This window comes from Bacteroides ovatus (genome assembly GCF_001314995.1).
Lineage (GTDB): Bacteria > Bacteroidota > Bacteroidia > Bacteroidales > Bacteroidaceae > Bacteroides > Bacteroides ovatus.
In genome coordinates, this window is sequence record NZ_CP012938.1 from 962,679 (window position 1) to 985,723 (window position 23,045).

Consider the following 23,045-nt stretch of genomic DNA (forward strand, 5'->3'; position numbering starts at 1 on the left):
ATCAAAATTTTTACAACGAATACTCACATTTTAAAAACAACACATATGAAAAGTTTAAGCTTCAGAAAAGATTTGGTAGGAGTTCAGGAAGAATTACTACGTTTCGCATACAAACTGACAACAGACCGCGAAGAAGCAAACGATTTGCTGCAGGAAACCTCATTGAAAGCATTAGATAATGAAGATAAATATACACCCGATACAAATTTCAAAGGATGGATGTACACCATCATGCGCAATATCTTTATCAATAATTATCGTAAGGTAGTTCGCGACCAGACATTTGTCGACAAGACCGATAACCTTTATCATCTTATATTTGCCGCAAGATGCAGGGTTTGAAAGTACTGAAAGAACATACGACCTGAAAGAGATGCACCGTGTAGTCAATGCTCTTCCGAAAGAATACAGGGTTCCGTTTGCCATGCACGTTTCCGGATTCAAATACCGCGAAATAGCAGAAAAACTGAATCTTCCGTTGGGTACCGTAAAAAGTCGGATCTTCTTTACCCGTCAGAAATTACAGGAAGAACTGAAAGACTTCCGCTAAACCATAACTATATCCATATAAATTTTAGATTAAACAGTTAATTTCATTTTTCAGTTTTATCAATAGGCAAAAGGCAAAAAGAGTTTATATTCTTGTTGCCTTTTGCCTGTTTTCATCGGATAAATACGGATAAAACCGGTTCCGGAATAAAAACTAATTATAAATTTTCGCCTAAAACTTCTGTTATTTATTGAAATTCTGTACTTTTACTCCATCTAAATAAAGAATACGATGAAAACAAATTTGACTTTACTGTTGCTACTAGTTATGATGGTTTCTTGCCAGCCCAAGAAAAGTGATAGTACCGAAATGTCCGTAGCCGAGGCTGCAAAGATTGACAATATCGAAGATTGTACGGTAGATACGGTCAAAGCTACCGCTATCTTCTGGATTGATAAAGTAGAAACCAAACACTGCAAAGAGTACGGTTTTCGCACAATCAAAGCAAAAGTTCTCATTCGTGAAGATGGAAAGGTCAATTTGCTGTCATTCGCCAAAAAACAATCCCCGGCTGTAGAGACGTACATACGCCATCATCTTTTCAAATTTCAAGTGTCGGAAAAGATGTTTGAAGGCGGATATGTGCAGCCCGGAGAACAATTTGTGCAGCTTCGCTGCTTATGGGGAATGTTGAAAGGCAAATAATAAACACGCTAATAACCGGTTAGCTTTTGCTTTTCATTTGCACCTTATTTATCATTTGTATCTTGTTTTTCAGTGCATACCGTTCGTCTATGACTCTGTCCGTAGGGAAGAAAGTGAAAATAAGCCGCCACTCTCCTTCCTTATAGATAAATTTACGTCCACTGGCTCCACGAAGAATTGCTTCGTATTTTTCCTGCAGGAAAGCCTCGATATGTTCCGGCATTTCTGTGCCGGATGCTGAAAACTCCACTGTTATAAAGAAGTGTGGAATAGCTATTTCAGCTACTTTATAGAATATCTGGTCAATAACAGTCATTTCCTAGGTTCTTTTGTTACCTCCAGCAGTTTTCCGTATGCATCAAAAGATCGACGCGAAGCCAATGAAATAGTAATCATTAGCGATAGCATAGATGCTGTGAAAGTAATCACCATAATCATCATCTGATACTTGATAGCGACATTCGGGCTGCTTCCTCCTAGAATTTGTCCGATCATCGTGCCCGGAAGAGCCACCAATCCCATCACGGCAATGTTCGCAATCAGGGGACTAAACGATTTAATGATGGCCTGCCGGATAAATGGAGCCTGCGCTTCCTGCCTTGTTGCTCCGTTTCCCAATAAATACCGATATAGTTGCTGTTCACGTTTCAATCCACTATAATAAGTATTCAAAGCTATTACATTGCTCGACAGCATATTACCCATCAGAATTCCGAATATTGGAATAAAGTATTGGGCGCTAAATATATTATCCAGTTGGAGAACAATACCGATAAAATAGATGCCTACCAATACAACACTACAAAGAAATCCTACCGTAATAGGGATTAATAAAACACTACGTTTCAACTGGGTACGTACCAATGCGGTCTGCCCGGCCACGAATACCATAATTATCACCCAAAGAAAATTAATCCAGGGATTGTTCCATAAAAAGAGATATTTCAGATACACGCCGATAAAGAACAGCTGGATAATCATCCGTAATGTACCAATCACGGCAGGTTTTAGCAATCCCGTTTTAAATTTCCAAAGGTAAAAAAACGGAATGGCAAGCAATAGCAGCCCTATAAAGAGATTATAATATGATATATCAATCGTTCCCACAATATATTCTTAACAATTCTATCCGATTTGCGTTACAGTTCAATTAATTACAGTTCTATTAAATAATGACAACCCGAAGCAAAGTCCTTATCATGTGATACGGCTAACACAGCCGTTCCCCTTTCCGCCTGTCGCCGGAAAAAAGACAGGACTTTACCGGTCGATCCGGCATCCAAAGCAGAAGTCGGTTCATCTATGATAATGAGAGGTTTGTTGAGCATTGCAGCCACAGCCAACATAATACGTTGGCGTTGACCACCCGATACTTCATTCACCCTCTTTGTATATAATTCGTGTTCCAGCCCCAATTCATCGAAACAAGTGAAAAGTCTTTCTTCCGAAAAAGGAACAGAACGATTCACTTTCAGTCCGAACGGGAGAGCCACCATCTCTTTGACCCATTCAAAAGGTAGTGCCAATTCTTGAGGAATCCATGCAATCTGTCTGCGGACACTATCGATAGTCGATATATCAAGCAATGTTTCCCCTACCTGTATAGATCCTTCTTTCAAAGGCACAAACCCCATTACCGCATTCAGCAACGAAGTCTTTCCACAACCGGATTGACCGACAATGCAAGCCGTTTCTCCCCTTTCCAACTTCATACTGAAACCGGAGAAAAGCACTTCCGTACCAAAAGCAATACAGGCATTATTAATATGTAACATCTATTTGTTCTCTTGAAAATCCTGCCAAAATTATATTTATTGAAGTTCCGTCACCCACTTCTCAATGTTTCGTGTTTCAGCACTAAAATTCACTCCAATCTTAAAAAGTGTTCGCCCATCACTTTCGAAAGGTTTAGCATAATGCTTTTCATTGATCTGTTGCAAGGCTTCTTCAGCCGTACCCTCCAGCTTGAATTCCATGACATAGATAAATTTATCAGTCTGCAAAACAAGATCGATACGTCCCTGGCTCGTGTGATATTCTGCTTTTACATAAAAACCAACTAATTTGAACACGATAAAGAGGACATTCTGATAATGCAATTCCAAATCGCGAACCAATTCATAAGGAGTGTCTGCAAAGAAACTCTGAAGACGACGGAAAAAAGAATCATAATCTCCCGAACGGACTTCGCGGACAAACTTCTGAATCTCAAAAGATGATTCTACGGCATTTATATTGGCATAAAAAGGCATGAGATATTTCACAAAACCTTCCTCCACTTCACGATTGGGAAATCCCAGGCGATAAGTTTCAAATTCACGATCGTAGCCTTTTATGGTAAGATAACCGCTCTGATAAATCACAGGGATAGGATTGTCAGAAGTTGAATCAATACTATTCAGTACGTCAGCGCTGGTTTCTTCATGAGCCATCCGGTGAAGATCGTAATGATGTTTTTTTAGTAATTCGACCAGATAAGTAGGTGTGCCCGTTTCAAACCAGTAGTTGCCAAACACATTATATTTAAGGGTATTAAGCACACTGAACGGATTATACATACCTATAGAATCATGAGTGAAATGATAACCATCATATCTTTCACGCATTTCTGTGCAAATTTCATCATACGTCAAACCTTGCGCATCGGCAAATTCATGCAATTCAGTTTCAAAGTTCTCATGCAACTCACGATCACTGATTCCGCAGATTTCTATATACTGCTGACGCATAGAAATATCCTCCAGATTATTCAGATCGCTGAATACACTTACCTTTCCGAATTTTGTAACTCCCGTAAGCATACCAAATTTAATGCAGCCATCCTTGCTTTTTAAGGCTCCATAGAAAGCCTTCAATGTATCACGGAAACTCTTCTGGAGTTCATCATTACCAATCGCCTGTAACATAGGCTTATCGTATTCATCCACAAGAATAACGACACTCTGGCCCTCTTTCTCACAAGCACGCTGAATAATACCTTGAAAGCGGGAAGCGAATGTTTTCTCATAATCCTGTGCACCATAAAGAGCTTCCCACCCCCGTAAAGCACTCTCTAAAACCTGGTCGAGTGCTTCAGGATTCGTATATTTCTCCGCATTCAGATCTAAATGCAGAATGGGATATTTGATCCAATCTTTTTCCAGTTTCTCTATCGCCAATCCTTCGAAAAGTCCTTTTTTCCCCTGAAAATAGGCTTCCAAAGTAGATAGTAACAAACTTTTCCCAAAACGACGTGGACGACTAAGAAAATAATAACTGCCAGTTTTCACCATTTGATATATCCAAGCAGTCTTATCTATATAGCAATAACCTCCTTTACGGATTTTCTCGAAGTTCTGTATGCCGATAGGATAAATTTTATTACTCATATACTCATAACTTTATAAGTTGACAGATACAAAGATAGCCTTTTCCGCCCAATAACACAAAGTCCGATACGAAAGTTTTTTCATATCAGACTCAAATGATAGCCCCTATTTATTTCATCATCTAGTGTAATTTTGCCAATTTTCATTTATCTTTGCCTTACTAATTAATTCAAGAAAGTTATGATACTGAACGAAAGAGACGCTCGTCACGAGCATATATTGCAGGTAGCACGTCAGATGATGACGGCTGCGCGCACTGCTCCGAAAGGAAAAGGAATCGATATTATTGAAGTGGCCCTAATCACTGATGAAGAGATTAAACAATTATCGGACACTATGATAGCTATGGTAGAAGAACACGGAATGAAATTCTTCCTTCGTGATGCCGACAACATCCTAAGTGCCGAATGTGTTGTACTGATAGGAACACGCGAGCAGACACAGGGCTTGAACTGCGGCCATTGCGGATTTGCCACCTGTGCCGGACGTACTGATGGAGTTCCCTGCGCATTGAACAGCATAGATGTAGGTATCGCAATAGGTTCCGCGTGCGCCACGGCAGCCGATTTACGCGTAGACACACGCGTCATGTTCTCCGCCGGATTGGCAGCACAACGCCTGAACTGGCTGAAAGACTGCAAGATGGTAATGGCAATCCCCGTTAGCGCATCCTCCAAGAATCCGTTCTTTGACCGGAAGCCGAAACAGGAAACCAATGCATAACAGTCACATCGATGCAGAAAACAAACTGACTTTAGATGCAGACAATAAACTGATTTTATAAATAACTAAATATATATAGTCTAATGGGAATCATGGTTGGACTCCCCAGCCCAAGCGGCTCGGAGAAAGATTTGCAGTTGAACTTCGGCAAAAACATGACCGTACAGGTAGAAATGAGAGCATCTCATTTGCCTGCCGAATGGCACATGCAGAGCGGTATACAGTTAACATGGCCACATGCCGGTACAGATTGGGCCTACATGCTGGCGGAAGTGCAAGAGTGTTTTATCAATATTGCCAGAGAAATAGCGAAGCGTGAATTATTATTGATCGTCACTCCCGAACCGGAAGAAGTGAAAAAGCAGATAGCTGCTACTGTCAATATGAATAACGTCCGCTTTCTGGAATGTGCCACCAATGACACATGGGCCCGCGACCACGGAGCCATAACAATGATAGATACCGGCACCCCTTCCCTGCTCGACTTCACCTTCAACGGCTGGGGACTGAAATTTGCTTCCGAACTGGATAATCAAATTACTAAACATGCCGTAGAAGCCGGAGCCTTGAAAGGCCAGTATATAGACCACCTCGACTTCGTACTCGAAGGAGGTTCTATCGAAAGCGACGGAATGGGTACATTGCTTACCACTTCCAAATGTCTGCTCTCTCCCCAACGAAACGGACGACTGAACCAGGTAGAGATAGAAGAATACCTGAAATCAACCTTCCACCTGCAAAAGGTGCTTTGGTTAGACCACGGTTATCTGGCCGGTGATGATACTGACAGCCACATCGACACTTTGGCACGCTTCTGTTCTACCGACACCATCGCTTACGTGAAATGCGAAAACAAAGAAGACGAACATTACGAAGCACTGCTCGCAATGGAAGAACAGCTGAAAACATTCCGCACCTTAGCAGGAGAGCCCTATCGCCTATTGGCCTTACCCATGGCAGACAAGATAGAAGAAGACGGCGAACGCCTGCCTGCAACTTACGCCAATTTCCTGATTATGAACGACGTTATTCTCTACCCGACATACAATCAGCCGGTGAATGACAAAAAAGCAGGAGAAGTATTGCAGCAAGCCTTTCCAAACCATCAAATAATTGGAATAGACTGCCGTGCCCTGATTAAACAGCACGGTTCCCTACACTGTGTCACCATGCAATATCCGCTGGGTGTTATAAAGGAGTCATAAAAGAATTACAAAGGAGCTATAAAGGAATTATAAAATAATGAATGAATCAACCCACTAATTATTCATCATGAGAAAGATAAAAGTCGGAATCATCCAACAATCCAATACCGCAGATATAAAAGCCAATCTGATGAACCTCGCAAAGAGTATCGAGGCTTGTGCCGCTCACGGCGCACAACTGATTGTGCTCCAGGAGTTGCACAATTCACTTTATTTCTGCCAGACAGAAAACACTAACCTGTTTGATCTTGCCGAACCAATTCCCGGGCCTTCCACAGGCTTTTATTCCGAGTTGGCAGCAGCTAATAAAGTAGTCCTTGTCACCTCTCTTTTTGAGAAACGTGCTCCCGGACTTTATCATAATACCGCTGTCGTATTCGACCGCGACGGAAGCATTGCAGGAAAATACCGAAAAATGCATATTCCCGATGATCCGGCTTACTACGAAAAGTTCTATTTCACTCCGGGAGACATTGGTTTTGAACCGATTCAAACATCTTTAGGAAAACTGGGCGTATTAGTATGCTGGGATCAATGGTATCCGGAAGCTGCCCGCCTGATGGCACTAAAAGGTGCGGAACTTTTAATTTATCCTACCGCCATTGGCTGGGAAAGCAGCGACACGGACGATGAAAAAGCCCGCCAACTCAATGCCTGGATTATTTCACAACGCGCTCATGCCGTTGCCAATGGACTTCCTGTTATCTCCGTCAACCGTGTAGGACACGAACCTGATCCTTCCGGACAGACAAACGGTATCTTATTCTGGGGAAACAGTTTTGTAGCAGGACCACAAGGGGAATTTCTGACACAAGCCGGAAACGATCACCCGGAAAACATAGTAGTGGAAATAGATATGGAACGTTCGGAAAACGTTCGCCGTTGGTGGCCTTTCCTTCGTGATCGTCGGATTGACGAATATGATGGACTTACCAAACGCTTTCTGGATTAAAGGCTTACCCACATACCTTCATTGCAGGAGGTTTATCTAATAAAGAAAAAAGAAGGGCACAGAGTTCAAATCTAAATTTAGAACTCTGTACCCTTTCAATATATCATCATAAATAACTATCTCATTGAAACGTTATTTTTTTGTTGGCTAGGAAATTAGCCCCTCCATAAATAAACAATCCCAAGAATTGAGCCAGATATTCATTCACGTCCAATCCTTCTACCAATAACACAAGAAATAAAAACTGTGCGGTGTAAGCCACGGCAAAAGCAGAGCAAAAGAGTAGTATCTGTTTCCAGATACTATTCTTTTTATTTTCTACGGGGAATATCCAGTATTTGCACCAGATAAAGTTATGGATTTGAGCTATCAGATACGCTGTTATATTAGCCACCATATAGTCGCCGTCAAATGACATTTCTTTCATCATTAACCATACAACCAACGCCATAATCAAAGCGTTCATTGTACCGATGACTATAAAACGGAATATGCGTACAGATTCTTTCACTCGCCCTCTTTCAAATCTACGATCAAATTCAGTTCATCAAGCTGGCTCTGGTCGATTGCAGAGGGTGCGTCCAACATCACATCACGTCCGGAATTATTTTTCGGGAACGCAATACAGTCACGTATAGAATCCAATCCTGCAAACAAAGACACCCAACGGTCGAGTCCGTATGCCAAACCACCGTGAGGAGGCGCACCATACTTAAAGGCATTCATCAGGAAGCCAAACTGTGCCTCTGCCTTCTCCGGAGTGAATCCAAGAATCTCGAACATCTTCGCCTGCAATTTCGCATCGTGGATACGGATAGATCCGCCGCCAACTTCCACACCGTTGATTACCATATCGTATGCATCTGCACGTACAGCTGCCGGATCAGTGTCCAACATCGGAATGTCTTCCTCTTTCGGATGAGTAAACGGATGATGCATAGCCATCAGACGGCCTTCCTCTTCGCTCCATTCGAACATCGGGAAGTCAATCACCCAAAGGCAAACAAACTTATTCTTATCACGCAATCCCAGTTGAGCACCCATTTCCAGACGAAGCTCGCAAAGTTGTTTACGTGTTTTCATTACATCGTCGCCAGACAGAATCAGAATCAAATCACCCGGTTTAGCTCCGAATGCTTCTTTCATTTGCTGGAGCACCTCCTGCGTATAGAATTTATCTACACTCGATTTCACCGTTCCGTCGGCTTCCACACGGGCATAAACCATTCCTTTCGCACCAATCTGCGGTTTCTTTACAAATTCGGTCAATGCATCCAGTTGCTTGCGGGTATAAGTCGCAGCACCTTCGGCGCAGATACCGCCCACATAAGCCGCATTATCGAATACAGAGAATCCGTGACCTTTCATGATATCCATCAGTTCCACGAATTTCATGCCGAAACGCAAATCCGGTTTATCGCTACCATAATATTTCATGGCGTCCGCCCAAGACATACGTTGGAATGGTTCATTCAGTTCCACACCACGAAGAGTCTTAAACAAATGTTTAGCCATTCCTTCGAAAGTAGAGATAATATCTTCTTGCTCAACGAAGCTCATTTCACAGTCGATCTGTGTAAATTCCGGTTGACGGTCGGCACGTAAGTCCTCGTCGCGGAAACATTTCGCAATCTGGAAATAACGGTCGAAACCGGAAACCATCAACAACTGTTTCAAGGTCTGCGGAGACTGCGGAAGTGCATAGAACTGTCCCGGATTCATACGTGACGGCACCACGAAGTCGCGTGCGCCTTCAGGAGTAGAACCGATCAAAACGGGCGTTTCCACTTCGATGAAACCCAGACTATCCAGATATTTGCGAACTTCAATTGTCATTTTATGACGCAGTTCCAAATTGGAACGTACAGCGTTACGGCGTAAATCCAGATAACGGTATTTCATGCGGATATCATCACCCCCATCCGTGTTATCTTCGATAGTGAACGGAGGAATCATGGCAGTATTTAGTACGTTCAGTTCGGAAACAATGATTTCAATGTCTCCGGTAGGAATGTTTGCATTCTTGCTGAAACGTTCATTAACCGTTCCTGTCACTTGAATGACGAACTCACGTCCCAATTTATTAGCACGTTCACAGAGTTCAGCATTAATTTCTTCATTAAAAACCAATTGGGTAATTCCGTAACGGTCGCGAAGGTCAATGAAAGTCATCCCTCCCATCTTACGGCTGCGCTGTACCCATCCGGACAGCGTGACTTGCTTGTTTACATCAGAGATTCTAAGCTCTCCACATGTGTGCGTTCTAAACATATATTTTTTATTTAAACGATTATCACTCGCGTTTTTATTTTGATCGAACCAAAACTGCGCAAAAGTACGCAATAATTTGTAATTCGGTGTCAGTAATCCGTTATTTTATCAGACTTTCTTTGTCAGCTTTTTCAATATTTTCTTGTTTCTATCTGTTATATTGTCAACGATGGCTTCATTCATCAATTTGATGCCATTCATATATTCCTGCGCTCTTTGGAGCACATTGGCTGCATCCTTTTCCGGTGCTCGTGGCACTACCACGCGCAATCCTCTTTGAATCAGCTGAATATTTACATTGGCATCCGTTTCCATGGGGTCACCATCAAAATGCACGACACCCGGAGTAGTCCGGCGGATGCACAACTGCTTGCAGCGGAAAGTCTTGATACGGCTATTCTGATCGATTGTTTTATTGAATAATTGAAAGGCCAATGAAGGAACGTCCAATACGGTGAACGGTTCGAGAATAGTCACATCCAGCAAACCATCTGTCAGAGTGGCTTGCGGTGCGATATAAGCATTGTTTCCATATTGCGACGCGTTTCCGCAGGCAATCAGGAAGGCTTTATACTTGGAAACTCCGTTTTCCGTTTCCAGTTCGTACGTTTCCGGCTCATATTTAAGACTTTCCTGCAGGGTTTTCTCCAGATAAGTCAATAGCCCCCGTTTACCGGCATGCGCAAACTTCAGACTGACAAACGCGTCGAATCCCACTCCGCAAGTGCAGAAAAAATCCGTACCGTTAATCTTACCATAATCTATCACATCCATGCAACCTTCGTTCAGCACTTCCAATGCTCTCTTCGGTTCCATCGGTATATGCAGATGCCTCGCCAGTCCATTGCCCGATCCGCAGGGAATAATTCCCAGCGCGGTATCAGTATGCACCAACGAACGAGCTATTTCATTGATTGTTCCATCCCCACCAATAGCCACTACTATATCTGTTTTCTCTTCGGCAGCTTTGGCAGCTATTTCTACTGCATGACCGGCTCTTTCCGTATACACTACTTCCCAAGAGTATCTCGCCTTGTCTATTTTTTCGTCCAGCAAGTTAAGAATCAATTCTTTACTTTGTGTTCCCGAAATAGGATTGACGACGAATTTTATTTTTTTCATTCTTTCGTTCATGCTATTCTTGTCGATTGTAGACGACAAAAGTAATATAAATATCTTAAATTTTAATCTATTAGAGGTTTCTAATCATACGAGAGCAACTTTTTTCTCTTAAAAAGAACAGATAAAAGCAAATTTTGTTATCTTTGCCCCCTGTTTTTAAACACTTGTTAAGATAAAAGGATGTAAGATCGTCAGCGAACGATCTGAGTATGAGTATAATAAATTATAATTCATGGGATTATTACAAGAGAAGTTAGCTAAGTACGACCTGCCACAAAAGTTTATGGCACAGGGCGTTTACCCATATTTCCGTGAGATAGAAGGAAAGCAGGGTACAGAGGTAGAAATGGGCGGACACGAAGTGTTGATGTTCGGTTCCAATGCATACACTGGCCTTACGGGAGATGAAAGAGTGATTGAAGCAGGTATCAAAGCCATGCATAAATATGGTTCCGGTTGCGCAGGCTCGCGCTTCTTGAATGGTACGCTTGACCTGCACGTTCAGTTGGAGAAAGAACTGGCTGCCTTTGTAGGCAAAGATGAAGCGCTCTGCTTCTCAACCGGTTTTACGGTGAATTCCGGAGTTATCCCTGCTTTGACAGACCGCAATGATTATATCATTTGCGATGACCGCGACCACGCATCTATCGTAGATGGCCGTCGTCTCTCCTTCTCTCAACAATTAAAATATAAGCATAACGATATGGCGGATCTGGAAAAGCAACTTCAAAAGTGCAACCCGGATTCAGTGAAGCTCATCATAGTAGACGGTGTGTTCTCTATGGAAGGCGACCTGGCAAACTTGCCCGAAATCGTACGCTTGAAACATAAATACAACGCTACTATCATGGTAGACGAAGCTCATGGCTTGGGTGTATTTGGAAAACAAGGACGTGGTGTTTGCGACCATTTCGGTCTGACTCACGAAGTTGACTTGATTATGGGTACTTTCAGCAAATCATTGGCTTCTATCGGTGGATTCATTGCTGCTGATTCTTCTATCATCAACTGGTTACGCCACAACGCACGTACTTATATATTTAGTGCGTCCAACACTCCGGCTGCTACTGCATCTGCTCTTGAAGCTCTCCACATCATCCAGGATGAACCGGAAAGACTTGAAGCGCTGTGGGAAGCTACCAACTATGCATTGAAGCGTTTCCGTGAAGCAGGATTTGAAATCGGTGCAACAGAATCACCTATCATTCCTCTTTATGTACGTGACACGGAAAAAACATTCATGGTCACTAAATTGGCTTTCGACGAGGGGGTATTTATCAATCCGGTTATTCCTCCGGCATGTGCACCGCAAGACACTTTGGTACGTGTGGCATTGATGGCTACTCATACAAAAGATCAAATTGACCGTGCTGTAGAAAAGCTAGTTAAGGCATTTAAAGCATTGGATCTTTTATAATCTACGAGAAATATATCACTCTTATCGGGTGAATAAAAGAAAAGTCTGACACAAATCAATGTGCCGGACTTTTATTTTATCTTATTCACCCTTAAGTACTTCCGCCGGATTTTGCTGGGCGGCTTTCCATACACGCCAGATGATGCTTAGGAAAATGACAAATCCCATTCCTATGAATATGACTGCATAGAGCCACCATTCTATCGGTGTTTGCTTTATATAATTTTCTAGCCAATGTTTCATCATGACATATCCCAACGGAAAAGCAAAGAACGATGAAAACACAAGTAAAAGTAAATATTCTCTAAAGAATAGATTCAGGATTATTCCTATATTGGCTCCATTTACCTTGCGTATAGCTATTTCTTTACGCCGTTGCTGGCAGGATAAAGTCACCAATGAAAATATGCCGAATACGGCAATCGCTATACATATAAAAGAAACTATGCTCAACAATTGACACAAAGTTCTCTCTGATTTCATATAAGTGTCATAAACCTCTTCCATATTAGACAACATCAATTCTGCATTTGGATTAACTTTATTCACTTCCGCTTTTATCTTTTCAGAAACAACGTTCCAAGTCCCTTCTTTCACTTTGAATATAATACCTCCTCTGCCTGTATTATCCGGCAAAAAAAACATAGCAGGGGCTACCGGGTGTATTGGGGCATTATATGAAATATTTTTAATAACCCCTTTCACTATATAATGCCTTCCTAATTTATCAATTTTCTTTCCAACCGGTTGTGTCCATCCGAAAGCTTTCACAGCAGCTTCATTTATAACAACCATATTTTTTCCATCCTTTTCATCCAGCATGCTTCCCTCCAGCACCTCAACTCCAAAGAAATCGGCATATTCTTGATTGATCGTCTCATCTTCTAGATCTATATATTGCTCACTATCAGTTGTCTTTCCTTCCCACTCCTTTATCCTGAATGTTGAAAAATACATTTTGGGAATAGGTGTCTGAAAGCCACTCAAATACTTTGTAACATCGGGCATCTGTTCTAATATTTCTTTAAAAGGAACATTTTCAGAGCAATAAACAACAGCTCCCACATTATGCCGTTCTATTCCAAGTTCTTTGGTATTCAACAAGAAGTTAAGTTGCTTCATCATCACCAAAGTACAAAAAACAAAGGCTATACCAATAAACAACTGAAATAAAATGCTACTCTTATAAAACCAACCGGAGAGATGAAGATTAGATTTTTTGTTTATATTACTAAGTAGAGTTCGCTTGCTAATGTATCGTATAAGCAGAGATGCAAAACCAACTGTCACGGCAATCAATGATAGTATATAAACAAATACTTCGATATAAAAAAATGAAGCACCCTCATAGATTTGTGACAAACGTTTAAAAGTCGGCAGGATGAGTTCTATCAATACCAACCCTATTCCTGAAGATAAAATTAGTAACAAGACAAGTTCTGTAAGAAGTAAAGTGAGTAACCCACCATTTGATGAACCATTGACTTTCCTCAACGCTAACTCACGTTTACGCATCCGGATACGAGTTATCAACATTGTTAAATAATTACATATTCCACAAATTATAACCAAACCGCTAATACATGCAAAAAGACGAATATGATTCAACTTCACATTCACATCTTCCCTCGGATGACTACTCCGCAATGTGGATAATGGAGCAATAAGCGTAGAATTTGGATATTTATGACCATCTTGTTGTACTTCATATTCTGACAACCTCTGTTTCAATGCTTCTATATCACAGTTGGGATAAATACGAAAAAGCGTTTGGCATCGTTGGTTCCCCCAATTGGGGTTTGTATCATGAAATGGCAATAATATATCAAATGAAAACAAAGAGTGTCCTTCCCATGACTTTACAACTGCAACGATTATTTTTTCTTCGTTACTTTCCTCTAAAATCAAGTGTTTACCTATCGGAGATTCTTTCCCAAATATTCGCTTTGCCGTATTTTCTGTTATAGCAATTTCATCCTTTTTTAGCTGTAGATGGTTATCTCCATCCAATACTTTAATATTAAACATTGAAATGAAATTTGAATCTACCTCTATACGTCGTACCACAAACTCAACATCCTCATTCTTAATCTTTTTTTCATTCCAGTCATAAAATATACGACATACTTTCTCTATCTCCGGACAATTCTTTGCCAAATAATCAGCTAGAAAACTAGATGAATTATAGGTAAATCCGTCTCCATAAAGACGAAAGCTACTGCCTGCCAGATAAATGCGATCGGCTCCCTCATGAAAATTATCATACGTCATTTCATAACGTATCCATAATACCGACAGCGCAAAACAGGTAAAGCCGACTGCTAATCCGATAATACTAACAAGACTTTGTGTTTTATACTTTATCAGATTACGAAAGGCTACTTTCAGATAATGTTTTATCATGATATACTTTTTATTGATAGCTTGTGCTTACATACTAACTTCGGTCACCACCTGTCCATCAAACAGGTTTATGATACGGTCGGCATAACCGGCATCGTGTTGTGAGTGGGTCACCATGACAATGGTGGTTCCCTCTTTATTCAGTTCGCTCAATAGCCCCATCACTTCTTTACCGTTTTTGGAGTCCAGGTTACCGGTTGGCTCATCGGCCAAAATCAGTTTAGGGTTGGCCACGACGGCACGGGCAATGGCAACACGTTGCTGCTGACCACCGGAAAGTTGTTGCGGAAAGTGTTTACTACGATGAGTAATGGCCATTCTCTCCATAGCTGACTCTACCCTCTTTTTCCGTTCGGCAGCGGAAATACCCATATAAAGCAAAGGAAGTTCGATATTTTCGTATACGTTCAACTCGTCTATCAGGTTAAAGCTCTGAAATACGAAGCCTATCACGCCTTTGCGAAGACTGGTACGTTGCGACTCGGTATACCGGGAGACTTCCGTTCCGTTCAGATAATACTCTCCTCCTGTCGGGTTATCAAGTAGCCCCAAAATGTTGAGCAATGTTGACTTGCCACAGCCGGAGGGACCCATGATGGCTACAAATTCACCTTGTTTCACTTCGATACTGACGTTATTCAACGCCCAAGTTTCTACTTCTTCCGTTTTGAAAATCTTCTGTAAGTCAATGGTCTTAATCATAACTGTATTGTTTTTAGAATTATTAATTTTATTCGTTTTTGATTACTTCTGCGGGATTGAGACGTGCAATCCGCAGTATTTTAAAGATAATGGTAATTACTGTCAATAAGGTTACTCCCCAAAATATGCTTCCCCAATATAATATTCCATCATTAAAAAATACGGTGTACATTTGTTTCCACAGTTGCAATACCACGTAAATGAGCGGAAAGGTGATGGCGGCAGTCACCATCAGCAAAATCAGGTACAAACGTGCAAACAGCCAGATGATGGAACGTATTCCGGCTCCGTTCACTTTGCGAATGGCAACCTCTTTCTGGCGGCGTTCTGTATCGAGCGTAATGCTGGAATACACTCCCAACAGGGTAATGATGATGCTTACAATTGCAAAAAACGAGATGATATCTTTCAGAATATATTCCACTGCCTGCACTTCGTACAAATCATCCTGAAATGTACGTACTTGGGAAGAAATATTCTCCGGCAGCACTTCACGACGGATGGTTTCCATCCATTTCATGACTTCTTTTTGCTGTTCAGGGTAACATTTCACATAGCAGTGACCTATGTATTCAGAAGAATCATAAAGTGTGAAAGCATATCCGCCATTATGGTTATGTACATCTGTTTGAAAGGGGGCACATACTCCACAAACGGTGAAATCACTGGTCTGGTCGTAAAAGTTCATTCCGATGATATCTTTCTTTTGTCTTTTCTGCCAGACTTCATCCATTACGAGATCCTTTTTTGTCCGGATCGTCCTGCCCTCCGTTATCGGAATATTCATAAAGGTGAAGAAATTCAATGGTACACACATTACATTAATATCAATCCAAGAGTTATCATTTCCTTTCTCCGTCATTAACAAGTTTCCGGATATTCCATGAGTATAAGATATATCAGATAACAAAATATCTTTCACACCGGCATGCTGCCTGAAACGTTCCACCATTTCCTGTTTTTCTTTATTCTCCAGAAATGGATAGTCCAGCGGAATACTAAGAATCGCTTCTTTATCTTCCTGACTTAACGTATGAAATAAGGTTTCAGTCACCTTTCCTGATTGCAAAAACAGGCTGACAGTCAGCGTTACGAATATCCAGCAAATAAAGAACTGGACGCCGAGCATAAAGTTACGTCCCCACTGTTTCCCGCGACGTTTTTGACCTCCATAGATACCTGTCTGTATGGAAGACCTGCGAATACGGACGGATACCAGCAGACAGACTGCCATGCAAAGCAATGCAAGAAAAACAATGTATTGCAGAATATGCTTTAATAGTGTTTCAGGAGGGAAAGTCATTGTGAGGCCTGGCAAAGAGAAATCCATTCTATCTCCAATTAGTTCGATACCCCATATCACCAAAAATGAGGATGCAAATACAATCATCAGTGACTGTGTTAATAACAGGCAGAACAGCCGTTTCCAATCAGAACCAAGCATTTTCATTATGGCGTATTCCTTAGTGCGATTCAGGAAAGAGCCGATGAGAAAATGAAAGAAATTAATCAATCCAACCAACAATATCAATATGCCGACAATTCCGGTGACCCATCCCAGAATATAAATACCTTTCTCCTGCGACCGGTCTCCTATATAACGGGCAACAACGGTATAAGTCTCGTTATATAGGCTATAAGTATAGTCGCGCTTGGAAAATTGTTTTTCCAAACCAGTAATGCCAACCTGCGGAGATAACAAAACGTATGTCCGGGCTCCCGTTATATCGCGACGTTTCGGACTCTGAAAAAGTCCCTCACTGTCGTTGATAACCAATGCATCGGTATGACACATAAAATTAAAATCATTGTTCAGTGGAAGATCTTCCATCACTGCTTGGATTGTGTACACAATACCTCCTGTCTTTGGTGTACTGTCCGGAGAAGTATAAAGCCGTCTTGTAAGAGTCAGGTGTTTGCCAATGGCAGTCTCCACCTGACCAAATATCTTTATGGCAGTGGACCGGCTTATAATAACCGCGTTGGGCATCCGGCTTGCTGTCCGCCAGTTACCAACTACCATTTGCGGAGTAAAGACTTTATTGTATAGGGTATCGACTTCTATAATTTCAAGATCGTATGGCAATGATTTATCCGGAGACAGTTCAACCTGAAAAGAGCGTTCACGGGGATATGCCATACAAGAGATCGCTTCCACTTCACCCATAGCCCAAGTACGGAGTTCTTCGGATAATGCTACTTGTGTGCCGGAAAAATAGTCACCAGTCTGTTCATTATAGAGATTTAACTCGGCTATGCGGGAATAATTGTCAAAGCAATGATTGGTAGATTCTACAAAACGACTGCAATACATACATATACTAAAACACAGTAGTCCTACTGCCAATCCGATGGTGGAAATTATATTCTGTGCCTTGTACTTCCACAAGTTTCTAAATGCTACTTTGAAATAGTGTTTTATCATAATATCTTAGATTCATTCAGTTTTTATAATTTTAGCAGGATCAATATGCGCAATCTTGTTTATTTGCCAGAATAGAGTCCCTAAAGAAATACCACCAACCAATAACAAAGCTATCAAAAAGATTCCTATACCTATAGGAGCTTTCACTACAAAATCCTTTGTGTATTCATATATCAGATACCAGGATAATGGAAGAGCTACTGCAAAAGCCCCACCTAATATGACAAGATACTTGCGTCCTAGTAAAAGATATAAATCTTTCAGTGATGCTCCATTCACTTTGCGAATTGCAACCTCATGGGAACGCTGCCTAATGTCAAATAATGAAATACCAAACAAGCCAAGACAAACTATTACAATAGCTATACAAGCGAAAAGAGCATAAACAGAAGCTATCTGGCGATCATTTTTATAAAGTTCAGCCACATCGTCCTTCAACAAAGAATATTTAAAATCCTCTGTACCATACACTTTCTTTTGAATGCTTTTCAAATAGTCAATAACTGCCTGTTCTTTGCCGGAGTGGCAATATATCTGATATAAATCACCGTCTAATTGACTACCAACCATAAAGACCATCGGATGGACACCTGTACTAATATGTCCGTCATAATAATCGTCTATTACAGCAACAATAGGTTGAGCCGGAAAATCCGGGACGTTTCTTTTCATCATTTCATCAACCAGCATAGCTCCCTCACATTGCGTATATCCTAAGGCTTTCAATGCCGCACGATTTACAACGGCCACTCTATTTCTTGAGTCTTCATCCATTTCCGGCAGACTTCCATCCACAAACGCAAGATTGAAAACTTTAAAGAAATCAGGAGTAACATAAGATTGCAACAACGCAACTGTTTCTCCTTTTACACTTTGAAAGTTTGTAGAATAATAGTCTCCCAAAATAGATGAATGTCCCGTCGTCCAATACTGAATATCCGGACAACTCTTCATGAGTTGGTCTATTTCAGTAATCCTCTCTTGCCGTTGTTTGATAGTCTCCATAGTGTAAACTGCGAAATCTCGTGATTCATATATCAAGTTTGCTTGAATTACAGACTCTACACGAAAACCAGGATCGGTATGTAACATAAAATTCAGTTGCTTGCTGAAATAGATTGATAATACCACTAACAGGAAAGTAATCATATATTGCAGAAAAAGAAAGATCATACGTGAACGAACCGAATGGTTATCTGTACCTACCTTCCGGATTGAAACAGCCAACAAAGAACGTTGGCACTGCACAAACGCATAAATAGATACTAACAGAGGCAAAAACAACAAAATAGAGAATGATAATATCCCATCAAATGCAGTATACATCAGCTGACTGCCAAACATAGATGATACAGGAATATTTGTCACCTCTACAATGAGCCAGGCTACTATCATGGAAGCAGCGATCAATAAAAAGTTTTCTATGAATATTTGCTTAAACAACGCTTTTCTATCAGCTCCAAAAACTTTCCGCAAGCTATACACCTTACCTCGTTTCACCATCAATACCAGATAAAGATTGATGAAATTCATCACACCTGCAAGTAATATCAACAGGCAAATTCCTCCTAAAATAAATAGTTGGGAACGGTTTCCGCTAACTAGCATATCTGGTCCGGATCGACCAATTAAAGCCCGATCCCAATACATATCACTTATAGGAACTAGAGAGAAAGTGTATTTCCGACTATCCCCGCTACGAGCATCCTGATTGATAAACCGGGGATAACTCCCGGCCTTATTGGCTTTCATTACTTCCGTTTCTGAAGTGAAACGGATAAAATCCAAAGGCATACGCTCCCATAATGATGATAGTTTTGAAGAGAGGACCAAGTCAAAATTAAACATCCGCTTATTAATTGGTTCCTCTAATATGCCTGTCACCCTAATCTCCTTTCCATTCGAATAAGTGAGAATCTTGCCAATAGGATTTTCTTTGCCGAAAAGTTTTTTAGCAAAACCCTCCATTAACAAAACTGACGCCGGATCTTCCAAGGACACTGAACCTTGTAACACACGGTAAGGGAAAAGTTCAAAATAAGCACTATCTGCTGCCATAGCTTGAACAGGAATACGATTTGACTGATAGGTCAAATAATCATTTTCGAGCAACACGATGCGTGAACGCGTCACTATGCCACTATTATCAATGTAAACACTATCCCGGCTCCCTATTTCAGCCACACTTAATACCCGATTTCCTTCAAACGTTGTCTGTACACCATACACTTGATTACGATCAATGCAATGTGTGTCTACTGTAAGCTCACGATGAATATAACGAAGCAAAATAATGCAACAAGCTAAACTAAAGGCTAACCCGAGCAAATTAATAATAGTATATGATTTTGTACGCAACAAAAAGCGTATCGCATAGTACAATGTTTTCATGTTTTATCTATTTGTTATTTTTCATTCATTTCAAGATCAATTCTTCCGCATCGCCAAAGGTATCATATCCGGTGGTAATAACCCAATCTCCCGGCTGTAAACCTTCTACTATTTCATATTGTTGCGGATTCTGTCGACCAATATTCAATGGCACGCGAACTGCTTTTGTCTTTGATGCATTTACTTTATAAATCCATTGTCCGCCTGTAAACTGATAGAAGTTGCCTCGCGGAATAATGAGCGCTTGCTCCGGCTGTCCCAATTCAATCTGTACCCGGAAGCTCTTGCCGACTCTTACATTATCGGGCATATCTCCGGTAAAAATAAGATCAATATCAAACATACGATCTTTCACTTCGGGAACCACTTTTGTTATTTTCAGCGGATATTTGTTTCCTTGATAGTTCACGGTAGCCGGTAGTCCGGTGGTGATCCGGTCGATATAATATTCGCTAAGTGAAGTATGGATTTTGTATTGATCGAGCACTTTTATTTCAGCAATGCTTTCACCGGAGGAAACCTGCTGCCCCGGAGTGACCTTTACGAAACTAAGCTGACCTTTCAGTGGAGCTGTGACCACCAAGCTATTCAGTCGTTCGCGAGTACGTTCGTACTTTTTCCGTTCCCGCTCCCGGTCGTTACGAATCAATTCCTTACGTATCATCGTGACAGCAGAATCATGTCGCAAGCTCTCTTGTTGCAGGGCTGCGTTTTTCTGTTTGTAACAATATTCATCTTCAGCTACCTGCAACTGCGCCTTACTCTTCACTCCCATCTGAAATTCTTCGCGGTCGAGAGCGATGCTTTTTTTCAGGCGTTCCAATTCGTAGCTATTTGTCAGGGCTTGCTGTTTCAAGTTCAGACTTTTTTGTTCCATTTCAATCTCCTGCTCCTGATAGGTAATCATTTGCTTTTCCCATTCGTCACGCTGGTCTTCAATATTGCGGAGCAAATCGGGATTGGAAAGAATAAGAATGGTGTCTCCCTGCTGAAGCAAACTTCCCTCTTCACCGACAATCCTTTCCACGCTTCCAGTTTCACGAGTATTGATCTTGATGGTCAGTATAGGCTGAATGAGCCCTTCCACATCTACATATTCCATGAAATCAGACTCTTTCACTTCTGCAATCTGTATATTTTCGGCATCTATCCGTAGTTTTCTGGGACCTAAAGACAAAGTAATCACATAAATCAAAAAGGCGGCAAATAAAAGCCCTCCTATCAGATAGTATCTGTAACGAATGTACCACGGTTTCTTTTCTAATTTTATATCCATGAGATTATCTGGTGTTTTACAAGTTTCTATTAATTAGGGTTCCATCACTATTCTTTACTGACTTTTCGTTGTTCTCTATTCAATCAGAAGATGGTAGTCTTCTGTCAGTATCGTATTTCGCTCAAAATCATATAGTGTCATGCTACGGAGTGTATAATATAAACTCCAATAATTATATAAAGCCGAAATATAGTTACGGCGGGCACTATCTTTCTCTGAAATGGAAGCATTCAAGTCAAGAATGGTAGATTTACCTAATAGATAGAGTTTGCGGGCCACTTCACTTCTTCGTTGGGCTGTCTCATCCGTGCGGGCAGCGATCCGGACACGTTGCGTTTGCAGATTGAATTGTTTGACGAGTTTACGAACGTTCAGTTCAAAGTCCGTCCGGCTCTGTTCGACTTGTGTGTAAACCAGATCACGATTGGAACGGGCTACTCGCACCTGTCCTTTTCCACGTCCCCAGTCTAGGATAGGAAGAGAAATGCCGATACTTACGTATTGCTGGTCCAACAAATTTCGATAAGCGTCGGGCAGTTTGTCAGCAGTCTGCGTCAATCCGAAACGGAGATAGATATCTGCTTTCAGGCCGGCATTGGCGCGGGCTTTCGCCACAGCACTCTCACTTTCCAGTTTCCGCCTTTCCATCGTCTGTATATCCGGACTGTTTTCGTAAGCCAGTGCCAGTGCTTCATTCAGGTTCACACTGAAATCCGGAATTTGAGGACTGACAAGGACACGTAATTCCCGATCTTCGTGAATACCAAGATAGGAACGGAGTTCCTGCATACAATTATCCATTTCAATAAGGGCATTCATGCGGTTTGTCTCTTCCGTCAAACGGTTAAGTTCCAGTTGCAGCATTTCATTTTCTGTGATGGTACCTATGTTATAGCGGCCTTGCGCATAACGGTAAAGTGTATCGGCATTGGCGTAATTAAAGGAAGCAATATCGTAATCGCTCTGGGCGGTGGCCAAGGCAAAGAATTTATTAATCGCATTGGCTGATACGAGTTCAAGCGTCTCTACGTAGCTTTTCTTTGCCTCCTGATAGCGCACGGGCTCTATCCGTCTATCCCATTTCAAACTATTGTAGCCAAAAAGAGACTGGCGATAACCGATCATTATGGGGGAAGTCTGCCATGAGTATTTATGTTCGCTGAACAGATCCATGCGTTGAGCGGAGGTTTCGAGAAAGAAAGAGCCACCGGTCCAGGATAAGTTCTGTGAAAGATTCAGGGTTAAATCTGTATTCAATAGATTTTGTTCGACAAACTTTACCGAACCGTCTCCCATCGTTATCTTGTTAATGGCACGGTTCAGATTCGGATCGGATGTCAGGCTTAAAGACGGCAGATAATTGGCACGATAATATTTATAGTTCCAATACGCAGAACGGAAACTGTGGCGTGCCGTCTGTGCATCGGGAGATTCCATACGGGCAATCTCTATGACTTGCTTCAATGACAGCTCTGTGGTTTGATCTTGAGCAGTCAATAGTTCTGTCAACAATAGTCCGAGAGATATGAAGATTAATTTCAGATTCATTCGTTGGTTATATTTGTTATTTATCATTCAAAAGATGTGCCATTCAG

General features: G+C 41.4%; 18 protein-coding genes and 1 pseudogene. 6 read left to right on the forward strand and 13 right to left on the reverse strand.

Going from position 1 to position 23,045, the window contains the following annotated elements; translation table 11 throughout:
* Positions 1-45: 45 nt before the first annotated feature.
* A pseudogene (locus Bovatus_RS03740) lies at positions 46-550 on the forward strand (RNA polymerase sigma factor).
* A 231-nt stretch (positions 551-781) separates the two neighbouring features.
* Positions 782-1,195: a DUF4891 domain-containing protein gene (locus tag Bovatus_RS03745; protein WP_004295938.1), complete on the forward strand. Its 414-nt coding sequence runs from the start codon at positions 782-784 to the stop codon at positions 1,193-1,195.
* Between the two features lie 19 nt (positions 1,196-1,214).
* Here Bovatus_RS03745 and Bovatus_RS03750 read toward each other — a convergent pair whose 3' ends face one another.
* The 4 genes from Bovatus_RS03750 to Bovatus_RS03765 are packed head-to-tail and all read right to left on the reverse strand — an operon-like array spanning position 1,215 to position 4,563.
* Positions 1,215-1,511, reverse strand: a complete 297-nt coding sequence (locus Bovatus_RS03750) for a hypothetical protein (protein ID WP_004295937.1) — start codon at positions 1,509-1,511, stop codon at positions 1,215-1,217.
* A complete protein-coding gene (locus Bovatus_RS03755) occupies positions 1,508-2,302 on the reverse strand; it encodes an ABC transporter permease (RefSeq protein WP_004295936.1) in 795 nt (264 codons plus the stop codon). Before Bovatus_RS03755 ends, Bovatus_RS03750 begins: the two co-directional genes overlap by 4 nt.
* Positions 2,303-2,349: 47 nt before the next feature.
* Entirely contained in the window at positions 2,350-2,970 is a 621-nt protein-coding gene (locus tag Bovatus_RS03760) for an ABC transporter ATP-binding protein (RefSeq protein WP_004308918.1), read from the reverse strand.
* A gap of 36 nt (positions 2,971-3,006) precedes the next feature.
* Complete coding sequence (locus Bovatus_RS03765) at positions 3,007-4,563, reverse strand: ATP-binding protein (protein ID WP_004295933.1); 1,557 nt, start codon at positions 4,561-4,563, stop codon at positions 3,007-3,009.
* A gap of 180 nt (positions 4,564-4,743) precedes the next feature.
* On the opposite strand from Bovatus_RS03765, the gene Bovatus_RS03770 reads away from it, so the two are divergent.
* The 3 genes from Bovatus_RS03770 (at position 4,744) to Bovatus_RS03780 (ending at position 7,443) form a co-directional block, all read left to right on the forward strand.
* Positions 4,744-5,286, forward strand: coding sequence for a ferredoxin domain-containing protein (locus Bovatus_RS03770; protein WP_004295932.1), 543 nt, complete (start codon positions 4,744-4,746; stop codon positions 5,284-5,286).
* Positions 5,287-5,369: 83 nt separating this feature from the next.
* Positions 5,370-6,491, forward strand: coding sequence for an agmatine deiminase family protein (locus Bovatus_RS03775; protein WP_004295931.1), 1,122 nt, complete (start codon positions 5,370-5,372; stop codon positions 6,489-6,491).
* Between the two features lie 67 nt (positions 6,492-6,558).
* On the forward strand, positions 6,559-7,443 hold the full coding sequence (locus tag Bovatus_RS03780) for a carbon-nitrogen hydrolase (protein WP_004295930.1): 885 nt from the start codon (positions 6,559-6,561) through the stop codon (positions 7,441-7,443).
* Between the two features lie 121 nt (positions 7,444-7,564).
* On the opposite strand, the gene Bovatus_RS03785 is transcribed toward Bovatus_RS03780, so the two are convergent.
* From Bovatus_RS03785 to Bovatus_RS03795, 3 genes are all read right to left on the reverse strand, one after another.
* The gene (locus tag Bovatus_RS03785) at positions 7,565-7,954 is read right to left on the reverse strand and encodes a GtrA family protein (RefSeq protein ID WP_004295929.1); all 390 of its coding nucleotides are present in this window, start codon (positions 7,952-7,954) and stop codon (positions 7,565-7,567) included.
* Positions 7,951-9,714 (reverse strand): aspartate--tRNA ligase, encoded by a 1,764-nt coding sequence (gene aspS / locus Bovatus_RS03790; RefSeq protein WP_004318227.1) that lies wholly within the window; start codon positions 9,712-9,714, stop codon positions 7,951-7,953. Before aspS ends, Bovatus_RS03785 begins: the two co-directional genes overlap by 4 nt.
* A 108-nt stretch (positions 9,715-9,822) precedes the next feature.
* On the reverse strand, positions 9,823-10,848 hold the full coding sequence (locus Bovatus_RS03795) for a diacylglycerol/lipid kinase family protein (protein WP_004295927.1): 1,026 nt from the start codon (positions 10,846-10,848) through the stop codon (positions 9,823-9,825).
* Between the two features lie 220 nt (positions 10,849-11,068).
* On the opposite strand from Bovatus_RS03795, the gene spt reads away from it, so the two are divergent.
* Complete coding sequence (spt, locus tag Bovatus_RS03800; protein WP_004295926.1) at positions 11,069-12,253, forward strand: serine palmitoyltransferase; 1,185 nt, start codon at positions 11,069-11,071, stop codon at positions 12,251-12,253.
* Positions 12,254-12,334: 81 nt separating this feature from the next.
* Here spt and Bovatus_RS03805 read toward each other — a convergent pair whose 3' ends face one another.
* From Bovatus_RS03805 to Bovatus_RS03830, 6 genes are all read right to left on the reverse strand, one after another.
* Positions 12,335-14,656 (reverse strand): ABC transporter permease, encoded by a 2,322-nt coding sequence (locus Bovatus_RS03805; protein WP_004295925.1) that lies wholly within the window; start codon positions 14,654-14,656, stop codon positions 12,335-12,337.
* 27 nt (positions 14,657-14,683) lie between these two features.
* Positions 14,684-15,358 carry an ABC transporter ATP-binding protein gene (locus Bovatus_RS03810; protein WP_004295924.1) on the reverse strand — a complete coding sequence of 225 codons (675 nt, stop codon included), beginning with the start codon at positions 15,356-15,358 and terminating at the stop codon, positions 14,684-14,686.
* Between the two features lie 28 nt (positions 15,359-15,386).
* The gene (locus tag Bovatus_RS03815; RefSeq protein WP_004295923.1) at positions 15,387-17,783 is read right to left on the reverse strand and encodes an ABC transporter permease; all 2,397 of its coding nucleotides are present in this window, start codon (positions 17,781-17,783) and stop codon (positions 15,387-15,389) included.
* A 12-nt stretch (positions 17,784-17,795) separates the two neighbouring features.
* A complete protein-coding gene (locus tag Bovatus_RS03820; RefSeq protein ID WP_004295922.1) occupies positions 17,796-20,174 on the reverse strand; it encodes an ABC transporter permease in 2,379 nt (792 codons plus the stop codon).
* Positions 20,175-20,199: 25 nt separating this feature from the next.
* Positions 20,200-21,450: an efflux RND transporter periplasmic adaptor subunit gene (locus Bovatus_RS03825; RefSeq protein WP_004295921.1), complete on the reverse strand. Its 1,251-nt coding sequence runs from the start codon at positions 21,448-21,450 to the stop codon at positions 20,200-20,202.
* 75 nt (positions 21,451-21,525) lie between these two features.
* On the reverse strand, positions 21,526-22,998 hold the full coding sequence (locus Bovatus_RS03830) for a TolC family protein (RefSeq protein ID WP_004318226.1): 1,473 nt from the start codon (positions 22,996-22,998) through the stop codon (positions 21,526-21,528).
* Between the last annotated feature and the right edge of the window lie 47 nt (positions 22,999-23,045).

What these genes read in the sequence shown, in the direction of transcription:
- Bovatus_RS03830 (WP_004318226.1), bottom strand. Translation starts at nt 22,998, where the DNA reads ATGAATCTGAAATTAATCTTCATATCTCTCGGACTATTGTTGACAGAA.
- Bovatus_RS03820 (WP_004295922.1), bottom strand. Translation starts at nt 20,174, where the DNA reads ATGAAAACATTGTACTATGCGATACGCTTTTTGTTGCGTACAAAATCA.
- Bovatus_RS03825 (WP_004295921.1), bottom strand. Translation starts at nt 21,450, where the DNA reads ATGGATATAAAATTAGAAAAGAAACCGTGGTACATTCGTTACAGATAC.
- aspS (WP_004318227.1), bottom strand. Translation starts at nt 9,714, where the DNA reads ATGTTTAGAACGCACACATGTGGAGAGCTTAGAATCTCTGATGTAAAC.
- Bovatus_RS03815 (WP_004295923.1), bottom strand. Translation starts at nt 17,783, where the DNA reads ATGATAAAACACTATTTCAAAGTAGCATTTAGAAACTTGTGGAAGTAC.
- Bovatus_RS03770 (WP_004295932.1), top strand. Translation starts at nt 4,744, where the DNA reads ATGATACTGAACGAAAGAGACGCTCGTCACGAGCATATATTGCAGGTA.
- Bovatus_RS03810 (WP_004295924.1), bottom strand. Translation starts at nt 15,358, where the DNA reads ATGATTAAGACCATTGACTTACAGAAGATTTTCAAAACGGAAGAAGTA.
- Bovatus_RS03765 (WP_004295933.1), bottom strand. Translation starts at nt 4,563, where the DNA reads ATGAGTAATAAAATTTATCCTATCGGCATACAGAACTTCGAGAAAATC.
- Bovatus_RS03750 (WP_004295937.1), bottom strand. Translation starts at nt 1,511, where the DNA reads ATGACTGTTATTGACCAGATATTCTATAAAGTAGCTGAAATAGCTATT.
- Bovatus_RS03760 (WP_004308918.1), bottom strand. Translation starts at nt 2,970, where the DNA reads ATGTTACATATTAATAATGCCTGTATTGCTTTTGGTACGGAAGTGCTT.
- Bovatus_RS03780 (WP_004295930.1), top strand. Translation starts at nt 6,559, where the DNA reads ATGAGAAAGATAAAAGTCGGAATCATCCAACAATCCAATACCGCAGAT.
- Bovatus_RS03775 (WP_004295931.1), top strand. Translation starts at nt 5,370, where the DNA reads ATGGGAATCATGGTTGGACTCCCCAGCCCAAGCGGCTCGGAGAAAGAT.
- Bovatus_RS03805 (WP_004295925.1), bottom strand. Translation starts at nt 14,656, where the DNA reads ATGATAAAACATTATCTGAAAGTAGCCTTTCGTAATCTGATAAAGTAT.
- Bovatus_RS03795 (WP_004295927.1), bottom strand. Translation starts at nt 10,848, where the DNA reads ATGAACGAAAGAATGAAAAAAATAAAATTCGTCGTCAATCCTATTTCG.
- spt (WP_004295926.1), top strand. Translation starts at nt 11,069, where the DNA reads ATGGGATTATTACAAGAGAAGTTAGCTAAGTACGACCTGCCACAAAAG.
- Bovatus_RS03745 (WP_004295938.1), top strand. Translation starts at nt 782, where the DNA reads ATGAAAACAAATTTGACTTTACTGTTGCTACTAGTTATGATGGTTTCT.